Source organism: Pelagibius sp. Alg239-R121, from assembly GCF_947331435.1.
Lineage (GTDB): Bacteria > Pseudomonadota > Alphaproteobacteria > Kiloniellales > Kiloniellaceae > Denitrobaculum.
In genome coordinates this window covers 25,322-44,210 of the sequence record NZ_CAMZOF010000013.1, presented here as the reverse complement: position 1 = coordinate 44,210, position 18,889 = coordinate 25,322, and the positions used below count along the sequence as shown (strand labels likewise).

Here is an 18,889-nt window from a genome sequence, read left to right as displayed (position 1 = left end):
GTCACGCCACCCGATGGGAGGCGCGGATGGTGAAACCGAGGATAAAGCGGTCATCAACCTATAGACGGTCGACGACGGAATAGATGGTGTCGATACAGGACGAAGCCAAACGGCCGCAGCGCGCCGGCGACCAGCCGAAGAATTCGTCGGGCGAGTCGACGGTGTCCTTGAAAGGCTGCTCCAGGGTCATGGAGAGAGAGCCGAAGGTTTCCGCCGTGTAATTGGTGCACATCGCGAGACTGGCCTTACCCGGCTGGGTCTCGGGGTAGCCGAACTTGGTTTGGAAGTCCGGCGAGATTGCCGCAAGCTTTTCCCTGAAATCACGGTAGAGCGTGATCTGGGCGTCGGTCATCGAGGGGATCCCGTTGAAGCCCGCGATGAAGTTATAAGGCAGGGCCTCGTCGCCATGGACGTCCAGACAAAGCCTCACCCCGGTCTGATGCATACGCTCGCGCACCAGAAAAACCTCCGGGCTGCGCTCCATCGACGCGTTCTCCCATTCCCGGTTCAGGTTCACGCCCCTGGCATTGGTCCGCAGGTGCCCGCGGCGGCTGCCGTCCGGATTCATGTTGGGAACCACGTAGAAGACTGTCTTCTCCAATAGCGCGCGGACAACCGGGTCGTGCGGGTCGGTCATGCGGTCCAGAAAACCTTCCATCCACCATTCGGCCATCGTCTCGCCGGGATGCTGGCGTCCGATAACCCAGCAGGGCAAGCGGTCCTCGCCGGGAGTTCCGATGGTCAGGAGGTCCATTGCCTGGCCGTCCAGGGTCTCGCCCAGAACATCCAGCGAGACATTGGAAGCTTCGGCCGCACTCGCCACCAGGTCCGCATGACGTTCCATGGAAAAGGGTGCAAAATAAGCGAAGTAGATCGCGTCCTGCTCAAGCGTATGCCGCAGGGTCATGACCTTGCCGTCGAAGGATGTATCGACCCTGAACCAGGTTTCCCGATCGTAGGAGGCGACGGCCCGATATCCTTCGAACCCGCCGGCATAGGTGACTTCGCCGGCATTGACGACGTCCACGGCGATATCTGTACCGCGACGATCGATCAGCCGGAAGTAGAACCACTGCAAAAAGTCGGATTCGTTGTCCTTGCAAATCCGGACCTTGGGATTTGCGGCGTTGGAGAGGTCAACGACCTCTATGTTGCCACCGTCGAAACTGCTGTTGATCTGCACGGAACCTCACTGAAAACCGGGAAGCGCAGATCAAGCGCCAGATTCTATCGCCGCGATCTGCTGGAGAATGACTTAGCCGGTTAGCATAGAAATTCCGCCGGGCACGGCAACCGCTATATTGCCCCCTGCAGGCGACCTAAGCGCTCCGATCGCCGCCGCGACTATTGCGGGGCGAGCTGCAGCTTCAGGCCCGCCAGTTCTTGGGAAAAAAGGATCTGGCAGCTCAGGCGGGACTCCTCTTCGACTTCGAAGGCTTCGTCGAGCATATCGACTTCTTCATCCGTGGCTTGATACAAACGCTCCTGCCACTCGGGCGCGACATAGACATGGCAGGTGGCGCAGCTGCAGGCACCGCCGCACTCGGCCTTGATCGGCAATCCATGGTCCCGGATGATTTCCATCACCCGCCAGCCTTCGACGGCCTCCAAGTGGTGTTCGGCGCCTTCACGGTCGGTCACAACGATATAGCTCATCAATCTTCTCTATTATCTTCTGGAATTGAAATTCTGCGAGAGGCCGGTCTTTCAGATCCTGCTCAGCATCCCGGCAAAGGTGCGCCGGGACGTCTCATCGCAGAAGCGGCAGGCGGCGCCGGACGGTTATGGATCCCGCACTCGGTTTTCCCCGACCCCGCCCAGCGGCCGGACCGCACGGCGTTGTCATCAAGCGGCGCCTGGGTGCAGGGCGCACAACCGATCGACAGGAAGCCATCATCGGTCAGGGGATGCCGCGGCAGGTTCAAATCGTCAAAAGCCGCCTCAATCTTCTCGGCCGACCAATCGACTATTGGATTGACCTTGTAACGCTCGCCGTCGAACTCGATCCGGGGCAGATAGGATCTGAGTGCGCCGTGGAAACGCTTTCGGCCCGTCACCCAGGCGTCGAAGCCCTCGAGCGCGCGCGCCAGCGGCGCGACCTTTCGCAGTTCGCAGCAGCGGACCGTATTACGCTGCCAGAGCGTCCCGTCCGGATCTTCAGCCGCCAGATCGGCAGCGGCAGGCTCGATCGACCGCACATCGGTCAGGCCGAAGCGATCGATCAGCTGATCCCGGTAGTCCAGGGTCTCGGGAAAATGCTTTCCGGTATCCAGGAAAATCACCGGAACCGAGGGGTCGATCTGTGCCACAAGGCTCAGAACAATCGCAGATTCCGCGCCAAAGGACGACACCACCGCGATCCGGCCGGGAAAGGCTTCCCCGATCGCAACGCGCAGCAGGTCCCTGTCCGGCAGATCCTGGTAACGCTTCACCAGGCTCTCCGGCGCAACTTCAATCTGTTGCACCATGTGTCCGGGCCTAGGCCACGGCCGGTCGGCTGCGGCGGAGCGCCAGGGCTGGCCGCCGGGCATCAGCGCCCGGCTGATAGGTCACGGAGATCTCCGAGACCGCCTGCTCCCATGCCTCCACAGCTGCCGGATCGGCAACCTCGAACGCATCGAAGCCGCAACGCTGCATCAGCAGAAACTGATCCCGAAACACATGACCGACGGCACGGACTTCGCCTTTGAAGCCGTAACGGTCACGCAGCAGACGGGCATAGGAATAGGCCCGGCCGTCAGCGAACTTCGGAAACTCCAGAGCAACAACCGAGAAACGTTCCAGGTCATCGACAACCAATGCCGGAGACTGATCGCTTCTCAGGCGCAGCCCGAGCGGTGTATTGCGGGCCAGCAGGCTCTCGCGCTCTTCCTGCCAGCGCTCGAGGCTGACGACAATCGGGCCGTCAACCAGATTGTCTTCGTCGGCGAGGGACTGCCAGTTGTCCTCGGCCAGCACGCCTTCCTTAATGAGCGGCATAGAGCTTCTCCTTGAATGGTGCCAGTCCGACCCGCCGGTAGGTATCGTTGAATTCTTCGCCGTCTGTTCGGTATTCCAGATAGGTGTCGACGATGTCCTCGACCGCGCCAACAACGTCGTCGTAGGAAAAGGCCGGCCCGACAATCTTGCCGATCGCGGTGTTTTCGTCGGCACTGCCGCCCAGGGTGATCTGATAGAACTCTTCACCCTTTTTATCGACGCCCAGCAGGCCGATATGGCCTACGTGATGATGCCCGCAGGCATTGATGCAGCCGGAGATCTTGATTTTCAGAGCACCGATATCGTGCTGGCGTTCCAGATCGCTGAAGCGCTCGGAGATGCGTTGCGCGACCGGGATGGAACGGGCATTGGCCAGATTGCAGTAATCCAGGCCCGGACAGGCGATCATGTCTGAAAGCAGGCCCGCATTGGGCGTTGCCAGCTCCAAGTCCCGCAGGCCCAGCCACAATGCATAGAGATCGGCTTTCTTCACATGCGCCAGAACCAGATTCTGCTCATGCGTCACCCGGATCTCGCTAAAGGAATAGCTCTCGGCAAGGTCTGCGACCGCATCCATTTGCCAGGCGCTGGCATCTCCGGGCGGCTTGCCGACGGGCTTCAAAGAAATCGTGGCAACCGCATAACCCGGCTGCTTGTGCGCTGTCACATTGGTCCGCACCCAGCTGGCGAACTCCCGGTCCTCGAAGCGCTTGACCTCGAATTCCCGGACGTTGTCGTCGAGATGCTCGTAGCGGGGTGCGGCGAAGTAGTTTTCGATGCGCGCGATTTCGTCCAGCGGAAGCTGAAGCGCCGAATCCTTGATGTGCGACCACTCTTCCTCAACCATGCGGGAGAAGCTCTCAATGCCCTCACTACGCACCAGAATCTTGATCCGCGCCTTGTAAAGGTTGTCTCGGCGGCCGAGCTGATTGTAGACCCGCAGGATCGCCTCGAGATAGGACAGTAGATGCTGCTTCGGCAGAAATTCGCGGATAGTCTGACCGATTACCGGCGTACGGCCAAGACCGCCACCGACGATGACCTCAAAGCCCACTTCGCCGGCTTCGTTGCGGCACATCTGCAGTCCGATGTCGTGCACGCGCACGGCGGCACGATCATGATCGGCACCGGTTACGGCGATCTTGAACTTGCGCGGCAGGAAGGTGAATTCCGGATGCAGGGTCGACCATTGCCGAATGATTTCGCAATAGACGCGCGGATCCTCGATCTCGTCTGCGGCGGCACCGGCAAACTGGTCCGAGGTGGTATTGCGGATACAGTTGCCGCTGGTCTGGATGGCGTGCATCTCGACTTCGGCCAGTTCCGCCAGGATATCGGGTGTCTCTTCAAGCTTTGGCCAGTTGAACTGAATGTTCTGGCGCGTAGTGAAGTGCCCATAGCCTTTGTCGTAACGGCGCGCGACAAAGGCCAGCTTGCGCATTTGCGTGGACGACAGGGTGCCATAAGGAACTGCAACGCGCAGCATGTAGGCATGCAGCTGCAGGTAAAGGCCGTTCATCAAACGCAGCGGCTTGAATTGGTCTTCGGTCAGCTCGCCAGCGAGACGCCGCTCGACCTGATCTCGGAATTGGTGAACACGCTCGCTGACCAAGGTGTGGTCGAACTCGTCGTACCTGTACATGACTTACTTATCCCACTAAGGAGGGTGAATTGTTTTCGGCCTGATAACCGAGGTCTGTCCGGTTGCTGGGCCCTTTTGCACGAATGAATTCCCGCATCTCGACCGGGCGGATCTCACCGGCGGCATTGTCGACCGGCATCAAATAAGGACCGACCACTTCCAGGGCGGCGGCCGGTGTCTCCGCTTCCGCCAGGATCCGGGCGGCATCTTCCGCCGTTGCCAGGACACGGCTCTCACCCAGTCGCGCAGTCCATTCGCCCGCCTGCGAGCGATAGACGACAGCTCCGTCGCCGAGGCGATTTGCGGTCAAAATTTGCACAGTCATCTTCATATCTTCCTTTAAACCGCCAATCGGTGCAGAGGTTCAGTCTGCGCACCAAGGCCGATGCCTGCGGATCCGGCAAGAGCAGCCGCGCCACCCGCAGCGGAAACGACGTCTCCAACGATAAAGAGCCCCGGCCCCTTGATGCCGTTCGCGGCAACAAGGGAAGCCAGATCGGTAAGTGTGCCGGTCACGGTGCGCTGTTCGGGCAGAGTTCCGTTTTCAATCACAGCCGCTGGTGTCTGGGGATCCAGACCATGCTGAACCAAACGTTCGCAGCTACGGGCGATCGTCGAAACGCCCATGTAAATGACCAGGGTCTGTTTTAGGTTTGCCAACGCAGACCAGTCTAGGTCGGGTTCGCCGTCCTTGGCGTGGCCGGTCACAAAGGTGACAGCCTGCGCATGGTCGCGATGGGTCAGCGGAATGCCGCTCGACGCCGCACAGCCGGCCGCTGCCGTAATGCCGGGGACAACTTCAACGGCGATGCCGTGCTGGACCAGGTAATCCTGCTCCTCGCCGCCCCGCCCAAAGATGAACGGGTCGCCGCCTTTAAGACGGACCACCTGTTTGCCCAGGCGCGCTTCCTCAACCAGGATCCCATTGATTTCATCCTGGGTGCGGGTGTGGTTGCCGCGGGTTTTGCCGACGTAAATGCGTTCGGCATCACGGCGCGCATAGTCCAGGATCTCAGGGCCGACCAGCTTGTCGTAAACCACGACATCGGCATGCTGGAGCGCCCGCATGGCCTTAAAGGTCAAAAGATCGGGATCTCCCGGCCCGGCCCCAACGATTGACACCCGGCCTTGAGGATTCTCCCTGGCAGACGCGGCATTGACCAGGGTGAGCATTTTCTCGCGGGCTGCGGTCTCGTCACCGGCGATCACCGATGCGGCAACGGGGCCATCGAAGAAACGATCCCAAAAGCGAAGGCGTGCCCGGCCATCATGGATGTTAACCTTGACCGCACGGCGGAAGCTGTCGGCGAAGGAAGCCAGTGCGCCCAGCCGGTTCGGCAGAAGCGCTTCTATCTGCGCGCGTAGGCGGCGGGCCAAAACAGGCGCAGTTCCAGCGCTCGAAATCGCAATGGTCACGGGATCCCGGTCCACGATCGCCGGGGTGATGAAATCGGAGAGATCCGGCCGATCAACGACATTGACGGGGCGCCCCGCCCGACGGGCGGTCAAGGCGACAAGCTCGTCACGGGCAGGCATCTCCGTCGCAGAGATCACGACGGCCTGGCCTTCAACGTCCTCTGGGCGGAACCCGCGCCGCTCCAGGCGGATGGCTGCGTCGCGCTCCAGGGTAAGGAGTTCTGTTGCGATGTCACGCGGATCGATGGCGTCGGCCACAACTGTGACGGCTGCCTGTGCCTTGCGTAGCAGGCGGACCTTGCGAAGAGCTGTCTCACCGCCGCCAACCACGAGGCAGGGCCGCTCCGACAGCCGGAGAAAGGTTGGGAAGTACCTCATTTCAATTCGACCCCGACCATCATCTCGTCATCCAGTTTCGCGTCCATTGGACGCCGGTTTTAACCCCTCGGCCGGCTGTCTGAAAAAAGCACCTCCTCAAAGCCGGAAGACGCTTAATGTGCAGCCTACGCCTGCGCAGAGCCTATTTCACACAATGCTTTGTGCAAATCTCATATTGTACATTTAATCATGTAGTAAATTATTTCAATACAAATCTTTTATGTAAATATGAGAAACTCCCGCACTCATCAGCTTCTATCAGCAAGCTAACTTCTCGAACTAAATTCCAGGGAAAACATGCACCTTTAAGGCGTTTTATATTTCCAAATAACGCGTAAAAGGAAATTCGACTAAAGTATCCAGTGTTTTTTGGTCATACGACCATGCCGCGCAGCGATGACACAAAAATACTCGGCCATTAACCCTAATAATTAACGAAATATTTACTAAAATTTAAGACTCTCTTTACATACTCGTTTGTGTTCAGACGAAATAACCGCAAAAAAGGCCGCACAACACAGGAACTTTATCTTATCGCATGCGAACGAGACTCGCAGAATCGGACAAAAGATGAATCTTATCCCATTTCATCGCTTTGGAGATCCCGCAACAACTCGCAATACGCGTATTCCCCGACTAGGAATTCAGATATATTTCTGTAGATTGGGCAAATGGTTAACAGGATTTAGCGCAATTCCAAATGCTTATGCGTAAGAGAGAAGAGATGAACTAATTTGGTTAACCGTAAAGCGATCTGATCAACCAACACTGAGGCGTTAACACTTAACGGAAAAAAATCCTAAAATGAAGTGTTATAATTTGATAAAATTTGAATCTAGTTTTTCCATTCCCGAGGAAAAAAGGGCAGCATGTAGTGCAAGGTATGCTGGTCGGGGTGGAAACTAACCCGCCGCGAGTATGCCGGTTGGCGAGACCCGGTAGACCGCTTGAATTTTGATATGGAGAACAGGAATGCTCGAACAGCTTAGCACGGCAGCTGAAACTGTAGAGAAAGACGTCTCACCAAACTCACTCTTTGACCACCGATCCTCGTTGTCATCGTCGGCCACGGAAAAAGCCCGCACCGCTGTTAAGCGCGCGATGGCGGATCGGTCGACGGATATCAAGGATGAACTCGCCAGTCTGAACCTTGATGAAATCGATGTGGTTTTTTCCGGGCGGGATGAGATTTGCACCTGCTGGTTCGACTTCGAAGACCGCCCAAGCTTTACCCCCGCCCTGCTGAACGACATTGGCAAGGTCCAGCAAAGCATTCGCTCGTGGTACGAGAAATCCAACGGACGCAGCAGCAAGCTGAAGTATCTTGTCTGGGGCTCGCGGATGCCGGGCGTGTGGAACCTGGGTGGCGATCTGAGTCTGTTTTCTCAGCTGATCCAGAACCAGGAGCGCGAGAAGCTGCGCGAGTATGCCTATCGGGTGGTTCGTGAAGGCTACGCCAACTGGACCAGCCTGAACGTTCCCATCATCACAGTTGCCCTAATTCAAGGCGATGCCCTGGGCGGCGGGTTCGAAGCCGCACTCTCGAGCAACGTGATCGTGGCTGAGCGCAGTGCAAAGTTCGGTTTGCCGGAAATCCTCTTTAGTCTCTTCCCCGGAATGGGCGCCTACAGCTTTCTGTCACGCCGGATTGCACCCGGCCGCGCTGAACGCATGATCATGTCTGGACGCCTCTACACCGCCGAAGAGCTATACGAGATGGGTGTCGTCGACGTATTGGCCGATGACGGCCACGGCGAAGAAGCTCTTCATCAGTATGTTGCCAAGAACGAGCGGCGGCACGCAGCGCACCGTGCGATCTTCCAGGCCCGTCAGCGCATCAATCCGGTGACCCTGAAAGAGATGATGGATATCACCGATCTTTGGGTCGAAACGGCCATGACGCTGGACGAAGCCGATCTGAAGAAAATGGGCCGTCTGGTCTCGGCTCAGGACCGACGCCGAAACCGGGTTCTGAAGTCTGCCTGACGACGCAGCGGCAGCGGGATATTTTTGAGAAAGAGTCTGTCTCTCCATAGCAGGCCTCTTCGAGACAACGGAACAGCTCCGAAGCGCAACGCGTATGCGATGACTTCGGAGCTGTTTCTGTTGGAAGACGGGAAAAACGAAAGGATGAGCCAATCAAGGGCGTCAGCGCGATAAGGGCGTCAGCGCTATAAGGGCGTTGCCCTGCGCGTCTCAGAAACTTCTTGGCCCGCGGCCACCCGCACCATTTCGAATTCTTCACTGAGCGCGCTCAAGAGTTCGCGCGTGCGCTTGTTGTCCCGGTCGGGTCCGAACTCGCGCATATCAAGCAACAGCCTGACCATACGCTTGGCGCCGACATAGCCTGCGCTGCTGCGCAGGGCGTGGGCCTCGTCATGAAACGCCGCCAGATCGCCGTTGTCGAAGGCATCGTTCAGATTGACCATGGTTGCCGCGGCGTCGGCCAGGAAGTCATCGAACACCTCCGCCATGAAGGCATGATCGCTGTCCAGGGCACGCAGCGCGTCGACGGAGTCCGGATCGAGCACCGGCTCGTTCGACGCCCCTCCGTACTTCGGGTGCGCCGATATAGGGGTTATCAGCTGCGGCGGGCGCGCCGGCGCCTGCGTTTGACTTGCGCCGGCCTCCTCCGCGCCTAGAGACGCTTCTTCTGGCGCCGTGCGATCTGGTGAATCCGGTGACAGGGTCTCAAGGAATTGGGCATCGTCCAGGCCAACCGCACCAGCCGTCAACTCCCGTACCAACGCTATGAGTTGCTGCGCTTCAACCGGCTTCGTCAAAAAGCCGTCCATGCCTGCATCCCGGCAATCCTGCTTTGCCTGTTCTGTGGCATCAGCGGTCAGGGCGACGATGGGCATATGAGGCTCATCGGCATGAAGAACCCGGTACATCTTGGTCAAATCCAGACCGCTGGTCCCCGGCATGTTGATATCGGTCAGGACAATATGGAACGCATCGACGTCAAGGCGGTCCAGAGCGTCGTCGCCATTTTCAGCCGTCTCCACAACGTGCCCGGCATTCTCCAGAACACGCGAGATCACGCGGCGGTTCGTACGGTTGTCGTCGACCAGCAGAATGCGGCGACTGGGAACCGGCTCGGAAGCCGCATCACCTTCGGCACCCTCTTCCTCTCCGGACTTCGACAATCCCGACGAATAGAACAGACCGCCCTGATGCAGTGCCGTCGAGAAAGCTTTCTCGGTTGGCGGGCTGGCAATGACCACATCAACGGGCCAGACCCGTTCAACACCGGTCTGCTGATCACCGGACGAGACTTCGACAAGGGCAATACCATCGTTCGAGCCGCGGTCTTCAAGATAACGAAGCAGTTGCCCCGAGAGCCCGTCGCGCTCGACAGCATCGGCCGCGATCATCACATGCCCCTGATCCCGGTAGGCCTCGATCGCGGACACAGCTTCGTCTATGCCGTCGGCCGCCGTTGTCACCGTGCTATCAAGGGCCGCCATGATTTGCGCCCGCCGGGGGGCCGGCACACAAACGACGACCGGCAAATGCCCGGCAGCAGGACCCGCGACGTCCGGGCTCTCGGATTCAGTCTCACTGCTCGAGTCGGCGCCGGATGACAGCAGGTCGAACGGAATGGTCAGATTAAACTGGCTGCCCTGCCCCTCTTCGCTCAGAACCTCAATTTCCCCGCCCATCATCTCGACGAGCTGCTTTGTGATGGTCAATCCCAGTCCGGTACCGCCATAGCGCCTGTTAATCGCATCGTCAGCCTGAGTAAAGCCTTCGAAAATCGATCCCAGTTTTTCGGCCGGCACGCCAATCCCGGTGTCCCGGACGGAGAAAAGGACCCAGTCCTGGCGCCCCTTGGTCTCAAGAAGACAGGCGGAAATTTCAACTTCGCCCTCACCGGTAAACTTGATGGCGTTTCCCACCAGGTTGACCAGAATCTGCATCAGCCGTTTGGTGTCACCGCTCAGTCCGCGCTGAAGGCGGGCATCCAGAGAAACGCGCAGATGCAAACCCTTTTGCTCGGCCTGTGCATGCAGCATACGCCAAACCGACGAGACGACTTCGCAGACATCGACATGGCCGATATCCAGGTTTTGCTTACCTGCCTCAATACGCGACAGGTCCAGAATTTCGTTGATCAGCGACAGCAAGGCCTTCGCCGAAGCCCGGACCGTGCCAACCATCGAGCGCTGATCGGCATCAAGAGAAGTTGTCTCCAACAGGTCGCCGGTCGAAATAACCGCCGTGAGCGGTGTCCGCAGCTCGTGGCTCATGGTCGCGAGGAAGCGGCTCTTGGCCTGGCTTGCTTCCTCGGCCTGGGCTCTTGCTCTGTTGAGTTTTTTAATCAGGGTCGAAACGTAAGCCGGCAGCACGATCAACGAAATGAGCAGGCCATAGGCGACGAAGCTGTTGCTCGACCAATAGCTGCTGGTCAAAACGGCACCGCCGAAGCCGAAGGCACTGATACCGGCCGAAAAGACCAGGAAGCTGACACCGTAGCGGAAACCGTTGCCGAAGGTGACCCAGAGATAGATCGGAAACAGCACCGAAGCGGGACCGCCGCCGACCGCCAGCATGTAGCTGAGGGTCAGCAGATCCACCATGGCCATCGCACCGCGGCGGGGGGTCGATTGCCCTGGCGACACGACGATATGCAAAAGAGCCAGCCAGCCGACGCATAGTCCCCACGCCATGGCTGTTGCCGCCTGCTGAAGCCCGTCATCGGCATCGAGGTACAGACTCGCAACCGAGAGGTAGAGCATGGCAACGCCGCCCAGCGCCATCCGGATTGTTGCCTGCTCGTGTTCGCTGTCCGGCCGCCGGGCAAAGACCTGATCGACGACATACCGCCGCGGCCACCAAACCAGGGCCAGCGCAATCGGTGTGGCTAACAGAAATACGATCAGCAAGAGGGCCGCAAGCGGCCATTCGGTCGGGGGCCGACCGGTGACCCAGAGTGGGCCGGCTACCAGCGCGATACTGGCAAAAGCCGTGACCATCAAACCGACGAAGGCGATACGGGTGCGCTTATCCAAGGACTTTGGAGCCGCCATGGCGGGAGCCTTGACCGCCGTCTGTTCCGATGGCTGCCCTATCGATGGGTCCCGTGTTATGTCGCGATCATTCGCCATCTAGCGGACTTTTTCAGCCGCCAACGCTCAACTCGTCCGGCGGCTCTTCCATAATTCTATCGTGGGGGAACAGAACGATAATCGTTGTGCCTACTCCCTTTTCACTCTCAATCTCCAACCTGCCGCCATGCAGCTCGGTCAGATCGATCGAGAGCGGCAACCCGAGACCAGTACCAGGAACGGCCTGAGTCTCTGAATTTCTCAAGCGTCCGAAGCGGGTCACGGCAACTTTGATTTCCTCGGATGTCATGCCGACGCCATTGTCGGTTACCGCGATTTCAACCCCGTCACCCGCCCGGCGCACCGCCACCGTGACCTGTCCGGCTACGAGCGTGAACTTGAGCGCATTGACCACAAGATTAAGCAGGATCTGCTTAACCTTGACCGGGTCGACGGTCAGGAGCGGGACGTCCGGCTCAATTTCCGTCCGGATCGCAATGCGTGCAGCGGCGGCCCGTTCCTCGGCAAGACGCAAGACGTCATCCACCAGCGTCGCCAGATCGACAGGCTCTTCATGCAGCTCAATGGTTCCCGCCTCGATCATCGAGACATCGAGGATGTCCTTGATGATGTGCAGCAGCAGGCTTCCACTTTCCTCGATGTTTCGCGCGTAATCGCCGTATTTATCGTTCCCGACCGGACCGAGCAACTCGGTGCCGATCACCTGGGCGTAGCCGATAATGGCGTTCAAAGGTGTCCGCAGTTCGTGGCTCATGTTTGCCAGGAACTCGGTCTTGCTGCGGTTGGCAACCTCGGCCAGTTCTTTGGCGTGTATCAGTTGCTGTTCTGCGGCCTTCCGCTCGGTGATGTCGAACGACACAGTCACGATGTTGGTGACCTGTCCGCCCGAATCCCGGACCAGGGATTTTGAGGTCAGGAAGATACGCTTGACCTTGTTGACCGTGACGAACTCTTCTTCGAACAAGGACGGCGCTTCGCCGGTCACGAAAGCCCGCTCGTCCAAAGCGATGGAATTCCGGGCATAGTCGTTGTTCAGGAGCTCCATCGCCGTGCGTCCGACGGCTTCATCCGGAATGACACCGAAGAGCTGAGCCTGATAGTTGTTCATAAAGGCGTAGCGCGCGCCCGCCGTCGTCGCGGAAATCATTGCCGGAACGGCATCGATGACCAGAAGCAGGCGTTCGTGACTTTCCGTCAGGGCCCGTTCGAGCTGGTCGGTATCCTTTTCATAACGGCGCTCAAGGGTGATCGCGCGTTCGTTCAGGAGCTTTTGATGTTCACGAAGACTGAGCAGATTCCGCGAGCGGGCCCGGAATTCGTGATGATCCACAGGGCTCAGCAGGAAATCGGTCGCGCCTGATTCCAGGGCGGCATAACGAAATGCCTGATCCTCGTATGCGGTAACGACCATCACCGGCACATCGATACAGGGCGGCAGTTCCCTGAACTGCCGGATGAACTCGGCGCCGTCCATCTTCGGCATCTTGAAATCAGTGACAACGAGATCGGGGATATTGCTCTTCGACCACTCGAGCGCAGCCTGCGGTTCGGCAAAAGCCTTTACCGTGATGTTGTCGCCAATCGAGGACGCGAGTTTCTCAAGAACCCGACGATTGGTAACGCGATCGTCTATAACGACGATTATCGACATCAAGCAGTCACTCGCATCAGATACACCCTCGCCCCCAATCGACGGCCCCGACGACGAGGACCCAAAAGCATTCGATACAAATACACGAAACAGCCTAAAGGTATTGTTAACGCTCTTAAGAGCTCACTTGAACCGCACACCGTGCCTTCCGCCACAGACATGCAGCCGTTCCACCAGAGGTGAACAGCTGCGATGTCATTAATAACTTAATGAATCAACAACATCGATGGTTAATTTTTGATTAGCACATCACGTATCTGCGTTCATTCGCGCAATATTATCCGTTAGTATACAAATTTATTGCGGTTGTGCAGCCTTTGTTTCAGGCAACCATTCCTGCAAAACCAGCTCGAGGGTGATGCAGATTGAATTCTGCCCGCTGAGAAACCGGCCTCCTAATACACGCGCGTCCGGAGTCGAAATGGTGCCGCGCAGATTTGCCCGGGGATGCCCATCCGCTCCGGGGGCGATCTCGCCGGCCAGGGTGAGAATCTCGACTCCCGGCCCCCGCGCGGAGACGGTACGTTCATCGTCGGCACCACCGTAACTCAACACCGCGTCGACAAGGCTTCCCACCGCGGAACGGACAACCGCGTGCAGTATCCCGTTTTCCCTGCAAGCTTGTTCGACACCTTCGACCAGGTCCTCGTTGGGACGCAGACGGATGATCGCGGAACGGCCATAAGCCCCCTGCTCGATCCTTGTTGCGGTCACTTCCATCTCCTTCCCCTGAAGCTGCGCCACCGGCTTTTGTGCATTGGTGCGCGTACATCTTGAGCCTGCGGCCGTCAGTTTACGGGTACCGATGCCGTAGGGTGAAACAGGCTGTAGTTGGTCTCGCTGTCGTAGGAAACTTCGAAACCAGCGCCTTCCAGAGGCGCAATCATGATCACGGCCCCTTCGGTGCCCAGAATACAGCCCTCCAGAGGCAGGTGCCCGCCATGGACGCGGCCTTCGGTATCCACCATGACAGCGTGGCAATGAACCAGAGGCTCGCCGGCCTCGCTGCGCCCGAAGACGGCATTTGCCCCAAGAAGCATTACGGGACCGCTCAGTTCACGCGGCGCGCCATAGGTCGCGACCCGCGCCCCTGTCGCATCGATCATGCCTGTAAAGTAGCTTACCCTGCCGAAGCTGCCGGAAAGCATCTGTATCGCCGCGCTTTTGATGCCTCTGGCTGACAGCGCAGCGGCGAGGTCCTTGAGCAAATCGGCGCCCTCGGGAAGGATAAGCCGCAGCTCCTGCCCCGTCTCCGCCCAGACACAGAGCCGGCGGGGTGACAGCGGAGCGCCGGGCTGTGTGACGCGGCGGCGCGATGCTTTACCTTCGATGCTCTGCGACAATTCCGTCATGGTTCCTTACCGCCGTTCGCCGCAGCTAAATCTCCGCGGGCGTAGAGCTGCTCTCTAATCAGGTGTTTGGGCACCTTGCCGTATCCGGATTTCGGCAGTTCATCCCAAAACACGAAGGTTTGCGGAAGCTTGTAGCGCGAGAGCTTCCCTTCCAGATGACCCAGAAGTTCCGCCGCCGAAAGCCCCCTGGTTTCAAATGCCGGCGATTTGACCACGACTGCCACACCGGCCTCGCCCCATTTCGGATCGGGCACCCCCAGGACCGCGACTTCCTCCACGCCTGGATGGGTCAGGAGCACCTCTTCCGCTTCACGCGGATAGACGTTCGAGCCGCCCGAAATATACATGTCGGACGCCCGGCCCGTCAGATAGAGAAATCCGCGTGCATCCAGATATCCGAGATCGCCGGTGTGGAACCACCCCTCCTTGAAGACTTTGGCGTTGGCTTCGGGATTGTTGAGATACCCGGCAAAGACCGCCGGACCGCGCACGCAGATTTCGCCGCGCGCATCGGCAGGCAGGATCTCGCCTTCGAGGCTCTTGATGGTGATCTCCATGCCGCTGCGGGCAAACCCGACACTGCCGACCGGCATTTGCGCATCATCGATCGAATGAATTTCGGCCGGCAGATAGGTGATGCTGCCCGTCACCTCGCCGAGGCCGTAATATTGGACGATGACCTTGCCAATTTTTTTGAGCGCCGCGACCTGGTCTTCGCGGTACATCGGCGCACCGGCGTAGATGACATGCCGCAGGGACGAATGGTCGTAGCGGTCGACGGCAGGGTGCCGGACCATGCGGGTCAAAATCGTCGGCACGGTAAACATGTTTGCGACGCGATGCTCTTCGATCAGGCGCCAGACGACCTCTTCGTCAAAGCTGGTGCCCGGCAGAAGCACCGACTTCGCGCCGCGGGCAACCTGTGGCATGGCATGGACGCCCGCACCGTGCGAGAGCGGTGCGACAATGAGAGACGCCGCATCGGGCCCCAATCCGGGCATCTGATCGGCAAGGTAGTTGTTGACGACGAAACACATCTGGCCGTGGGTCAGCACCGCCGCCTTGGAGCGTCCTGTCGTCCCCGAGGTAAAGAAGTACCAGCAGGGGTCGTCATGCTCGACCTCGGCCTCGGCAAAAGCCGTCCCAAGGTTTTCAGACACAAGCGTCGCATATTCCAGTTCGCCTTCGCGCGCAGACCCGATGGAAATGACCTGCTCAAGCCCCGAGGACTCCCTGCGCACAGCGTCAACATGCTCGGCGAAAATCGGCTCGTAGAGCATCACCCTGGCACCACTCGCCGATCCCAAATAGGCGACTTCCGGCGGCGTGAGCCTGAAGTTGCATGGCACCCAGACCGCGCCCAGCTTGAAAGCTGCCCACATGGATTCGAACATCTGGTTCGAATTGCGGGAGATGACCAGAATCACGTCGCCCTTGCCGATGCCGCGCGCGCTCAGTCCGGCGGCCACAGCGTCCACGCGGGCACCAAGCTCCGCCCAACTCCAGGACTCGTCCCCCCAAACCAGCGCTGTCCTGTCACTGTAGCGCCGCGCTGCCTGGGTCAGAAAATGCCCCAGGTTCATGACGGAATTCGTCTCTCTCACCTGTTTCCCTTCGTCAATACAGCCCTGGTCTCCGGCAGGCCCGCTTAACGCAGAGGTTCCAGGATCGACACGTAGTTTGCAACCGCTGCCCCGCCCATGTTGAAGACTCCAGCCAATTTTGCATTGTCGATCTGAATGTCACCGGCCGTATTGGTCAATTGCATCGCCGAGAGAACGTGCATGGATACGCCGGTCGCTCCGATCGGGTGGCCTTTGCTTTTCAAACCGCCCGAGGCGTTGATCGGCAGTTTTCCATCCTTTTGAACCCAGCCTTCGGCGATCGCCATTGCGCCCTGGCCTTCCGGCGCCAAACCCATGGCCTCGTATTCGATCAGTTCGGCGATCGTAAAACAGTCGTGGGTCTCGACCAGCGACAGGTCGTCCAGGCCGACCTTGGCTTTCTCGAAACTCTTCTGCCATGCGGTCTTGCAGCCTTCGAAGAGGGTGATATCGCGTTTGCTGAGCGGCAGGAAGTCGTTGACCTGAACCGCCGAACGGAAAACCACCGCCTTCTTCATGGTCAGCGCGGTCTCAACATCCGTCAAAACAACGGCGGCCGCGCCGTCGGAAACCAGCGAACAGTCGGTGCGCTTCAAGGGGCCGGCAACTATCGGATTCTTATCAGAGACATTGCGGCAGAAGTCGTATCCCAGATCCTTGCGCATCTGCGCCCAGGGATTCAGTGCGCCGTTTTTGTGGTTCTTTGCGGCGATCGCGGCCAAGGCGTCGGACTGATCGCCGTATTTCTGGAAATACTTCTGTGCGATCAAACCGAAGACACCGGCAAAGCCGCCTTCAATCTCCCCGTCTTCCTTCAGATAAGAGGCCTTGAGCAGAGTGTTGCCGATTTCCCGGCCTGCCAATGCGGTCATCTTCTCGACGCCGACCACCAGCACGACCCGTGCGTGCTTGGCGTCGATCGATTTGATGCCCTGATGGATCGCCGCCGAACCGGTGGCACAGGCATTCTCAATCCGGGTTGCCGGCTTGAAGCGAAAGCGATCGTCGGTCTGCAAGACCAGGGAGGCGGGAAACGCCTGAGGAGAAAAGCCTTCGTTGAAGTGACCCACCAGAATTTCATCGACATCGTCGGGACCCAGCTCGGCGTCTTCCAGTGCCTGCAGGGCGACTTTGGCAATCAGGGACTCGACATCGTCATCTTCGTGTTTGCCAAAAGGCGTATGGCTCCAACCCACAATACAGGCCGTCATGCTTTCCTCCATCTTCGAGCGAGGCACGCTCCCGACGGTGTGTCTGCAGCGACCGTGGCACGTACCCAATGATCCGAATTTGCCCAAAACCTAACAGACGTTAGGTGCTCTGGCCATAGACGACAAAGCCAGTAGTGAATCAGTTTATCGCTACCCCCCGGCAAGTCACCGAAAATCATACTATTGGGGCGCTCGGACGGCCGCTTTTGCGGTTCAGCCTATCTCAGGCTACCAGCACTCACATGACCGGCTGCGGCTTACGGCCTTCAACCAGATCCCGAAAGGGCACCAGGGCTCCGTTCAAGTGATCCAGAAAGGCCCTGATGCGGGCCGTGTATCGCAGATCCGCATGGGTCAACAGCCAGAAGTCCCGCCGGCTGACGATCTCAGCAGGCGGAACCCGGGCCAGACCCGGGTCTGCATCACCCATAAAACACGGTAGGATCGTCGCGCCGACACCCTGACGCACGGCTTCAAGGAGACTGGGCACGGAATCAACCCGCAGTCGGCAGAGCGCATCCGGGATCTCGGGCGCAAGCCTGGGCCAGACCGGACCGTCAGACCCGTCATCAAGGTTCATCCACAGCATCCGTTCCGTCCTGCCGTCACAGGATTCGAGATAGGCCCGTGACGCATAGGCTGCGAATGCCGCCGTCGCCAGCCGCCGGCCAACCAGATTCTCAGGCGGATTGTCTGAAGTCCGCAAGACGACGTCGGCCTCCAGACCCCGTTGCGAGATCTCGTCATAGCGGGTTTTGAGAGACGTTCGAATCCGCAGATTAATGCCAGGGTAGCGTTGCAGGAACGAAGCGGTCACGGGAAACAACAAATGGTTCGAGAGGCTGTCGGCAATCGAAATTCGGATGGTTCCCGACAACTGTTGATCCTGTCCCGCAAGCCTCCTGTCCAGTTCGATGACATCCTGTTCCATGCGTAAAGCGGTCTCGTAAAGCTTTTGCCCGGCCGCATTCAGACTAGAGCCTCCACCGGTACCACGCTCGAAGACACGCGCGCCCAGCTTTGCTTCAAAGCTTTTTAAACGCCGGGAGACGGTGCTTTGATCCATTCCCATCAGGCGTGCCCCCGCAGCCCCCGAACCGCCGCGCACCACTGCGAGGAAAATTCGAATGTCGTCCCAATTCTTCATCCATGCAAATTATCATAGTCAGAGTGCAAAATCACATATTTTCAAGCGATTTTGCATAGATTAGTCATACGTAACCTTGCGTCTGTGCAACGGCGAAACATGCAAAGTCAATCCGAAGGGAAACAACAATGACTGCCTATTTCGTGGCTCAGTTTACGGTCAAAGATCCGGCGGTTCTCTCATCTTATTCACAGAAAGCAGCACCGGTTATTGCTTCCTACGGCGGCGAGCTTTTGTTCAAGAGCCCGATGGGCGAAGCCTTGGACGGCCTCAATCCACACAAAGGCATCGCGGTCTTCCGATTTCCCAGCGATGACGCCATGAAGAACTGTCACGCATCCGATGCCTATCAGTCATTGGTGAGCGAGCGGCGTGAAGGCGCCGACATGGTGATTACCGGCTATACGGCGCCTGCGGGATAACCATCTGCAAGCTGT

General features: G+C 58.6%; 16 protein-coding genes. 2 read left to right on the top strand and 14 right to left on the bottom strand.

Annotation, left to right across the window (positions count from 1 at the left end):
- Window positions 1-58: 58 nt before the first annotated feature.
- The 7 genes from QMZ18_RS32405 to cysG all read right to left on the bottom strand — a co-directional run bounded on the left by QMZ18_RS32405 (window position 59) and on the right by cysG (window position 6,415).
- Window positions 59-1,183, bottom strand: a complete 1,125-nt coding sequence (locus QMZ18_RS32405; protein WP_282610582.1) for a M14-type cytosolic carboxypeptidase — start codon at window positions 1,181-1,183, stop codon at window positions 59-61.
- Window positions 1,184-1,344: 161 nt separating this feature from the next.
- Window positions 1,345-1,656 carry a 2Fe-2S iron-sulfur cluster-binding protein gene (locus tag QMZ18_RS32400; RefSeq protein WP_282610581.1) on the bottom strand — a complete coding sequence of 104 codons (312 nt, stop codon included), beginning with the start codon at window positions 1,654-1,656 and terminating at the stop codon, window positions 1,345-1,347.
- 62 nt (window positions 1,657-1,718) lie between these two features.
- Window positions 1,719-2,468, bottom strand: a complete 750-nt coding sequence (locus QMZ18_RS32395; RefSeq protein ID WP_282610580.1) for a phosphoadenylyl-sulfate reductase — start codon at window positions 2,466-2,468, stop codon at window positions 1,719-1,721.
- Between the two features lie 10 nt (window positions 2,469-2,478).
- Window positions 2,479-2,979 carry a DUF934 domain-containing protein gene (locus tag QMZ18_RS32390; protein WP_282610579.1) on the bottom strand — a complete coding sequence of 167 codons (501 nt, stop codon included), beginning with the start codon at window positions 2,977-2,979 and terminating at the stop codon, window positions 2,479-2,481.
- A complete protein-coding gene (locus QMZ18_RS32385; protein WP_282610578.1) occupies window positions 2,966-4,621 on the bottom strand; it encodes a nitrite/sulfite reductase in 1,656 nt (551 codons plus the stop codon). Before QMZ18_RS32385 ends, QMZ18_RS32390 begins: the two co-directional genes overlap by 14 nt.
- A gap of 7 nt (window positions 4,622-4,628) precedes the next feature.
- Complete coding sequence (locus tag QMZ18_RS32380; RefSeq protein WP_282610577.1) at window positions 4,629-4,946, bottom strand: DUF2849 domain-containing protein; 318 nt, start codon at window positions 4,944-4,946, stop codon at window positions 4,629-4,631.
- 14 nt (window positions 4,947-4,960) lie between these two features.
- Window positions 4,961-6,415, bottom strand: a complete 1,455-nt coding sequence (gene cysG / locus QMZ18_RS32375; protein WP_282610576.1) for a siroheme synthase CysG — start codon at window positions 6,413-6,415, stop codon at window positions 4,961-4,963.
- A gap of 972 nt (window positions 6,416-7,387) precedes the next feature.
- Here cysG and QMZ18_RS32370 point away from each other — a divergent pair.
- Entirely contained in the window at window positions 7,388-8,401 is a 1,014-nt protein-coding gene (locus QMZ18_RS32370; RefSeq protein ID WP_282610575.1) for a crotonase/enoyl-CoA hydratase family protein, read from the top strand.
- Window positions 8,402-8,586: 185 nt separating this feature from the next.
- Here the strand turns inward: QMZ18_RS32370 and QMZ18_RS32365 are convergent, their stop codons facing one another.
- From QMZ18_RS32365 to QMZ18_RS32335, 7 genes are all read right to left on the bottom strand, one after another.
- Entirely contained in the window at window positions 8,587-11,526 is a 2,940-nt protein-coding gene (locus tag QMZ18_RS32365; RefSeq protein ID WP_282610574.1) for an ATP-binding protein, read from the bottom strand.
- Window positions 11,527-11,539: 13 nt separating this feature from the next.
- Window positions 11,540-13,138: an ATP-binding protein gene (locus tag QMZ18_RS32360; RefSeq protein ID WP_282610573.1), complete on the bottom strand. Its 1,599-nt coding sequence runs from the start codon at window positions 13,136-13,138 to the stop codon at window positions 11,540-11,542.
- A 297-nt stretch (window positions 13,139-13,435) separates the two neighbouring features.
- Window positions 13,436-13,852 (bottom strand): PPC domain-containing DNA-binding protein, encoded by a 417-nt coding sequence (locus QMZ18_RS32355; RefSeq protein WP_282610572.1) that lies wholly within the window; start codon window positions 13,850-13,852, stop codon window positions 13,436-13,438.
- A 74-nt stretch (window positions 13,853-13,926) separates the two neighbouring features.
- Window positions 13,927-14,490 carry a PPC domain-containing DNA-binding protein gene (locus tag QMZ18_RS32350; RefSeq protein ID WP_282610571.1) on the bottom strand — a complete coding sequence of 188 codons (564 nt, stop codon included), beginning with the start codon at window positions 14,488-14,490 and terminating at the stop codon, window positions 13,927-13,929.
- Complete coding sequence (locus tag QMZ18_RS32345; RefSeq protein WP_282610570.1) at window positions 14,487-16,094, bottom strand: acyl-CoA synthetase; 1,608 nt, start codon at window positions 16,092-16,094, stop codon at window positions 14,487-14,489. The genes QMZ18_RS32350 and QMZ18_RS32345 overlap by 4 nt, the downstream gene beginning before the upstream one ends.
- A gap of 44 nt (window positions 16,095-16,138) precedes the next feature.
- Window positions 16,139-17,305: an acetyl-CoA acetyltransferase gene (locus QMZ18_RS32340; RefSeq protein WP_282610569.1), complete on the bottom strand. Its 1,167-nt coding sequence runs from the start codon at window positions 17,303-17,305 to the stop codon at window positions 16,139-16,141.
- A gap of 238 nt (window positions 17,306-17,543) precedes the next feature.
- Entirely contained in the window at window positions 17,544-18,452 is a 909-nt protein-coding gene (locus tag QMZ18_RS32335; RefSeq protein WP_282610568.1) for a LysR family transcriptional regulator, read from the bottom strand.
- 128 nt (window positions 18,453-18,580) lie between these two features.
- Here QMZ18_RS32335 and QMZ18_RS32330 point away from each other — a divergent pair, with 128 nt between their 5' ends.
- Window positions 18,581-18,874: a DUF1330 domain-containing protein gene (locus QMZ18_RS32330; protein WP_282610567.1), complete on the top strand. Its 294-nt coding sequence runs from the start codon at window positions 18,581-18,583 to the stop codon at window positions 18,872-18,874.
- Window positions 18,875-18,889 lie beyond the last annotated feature (15 nt).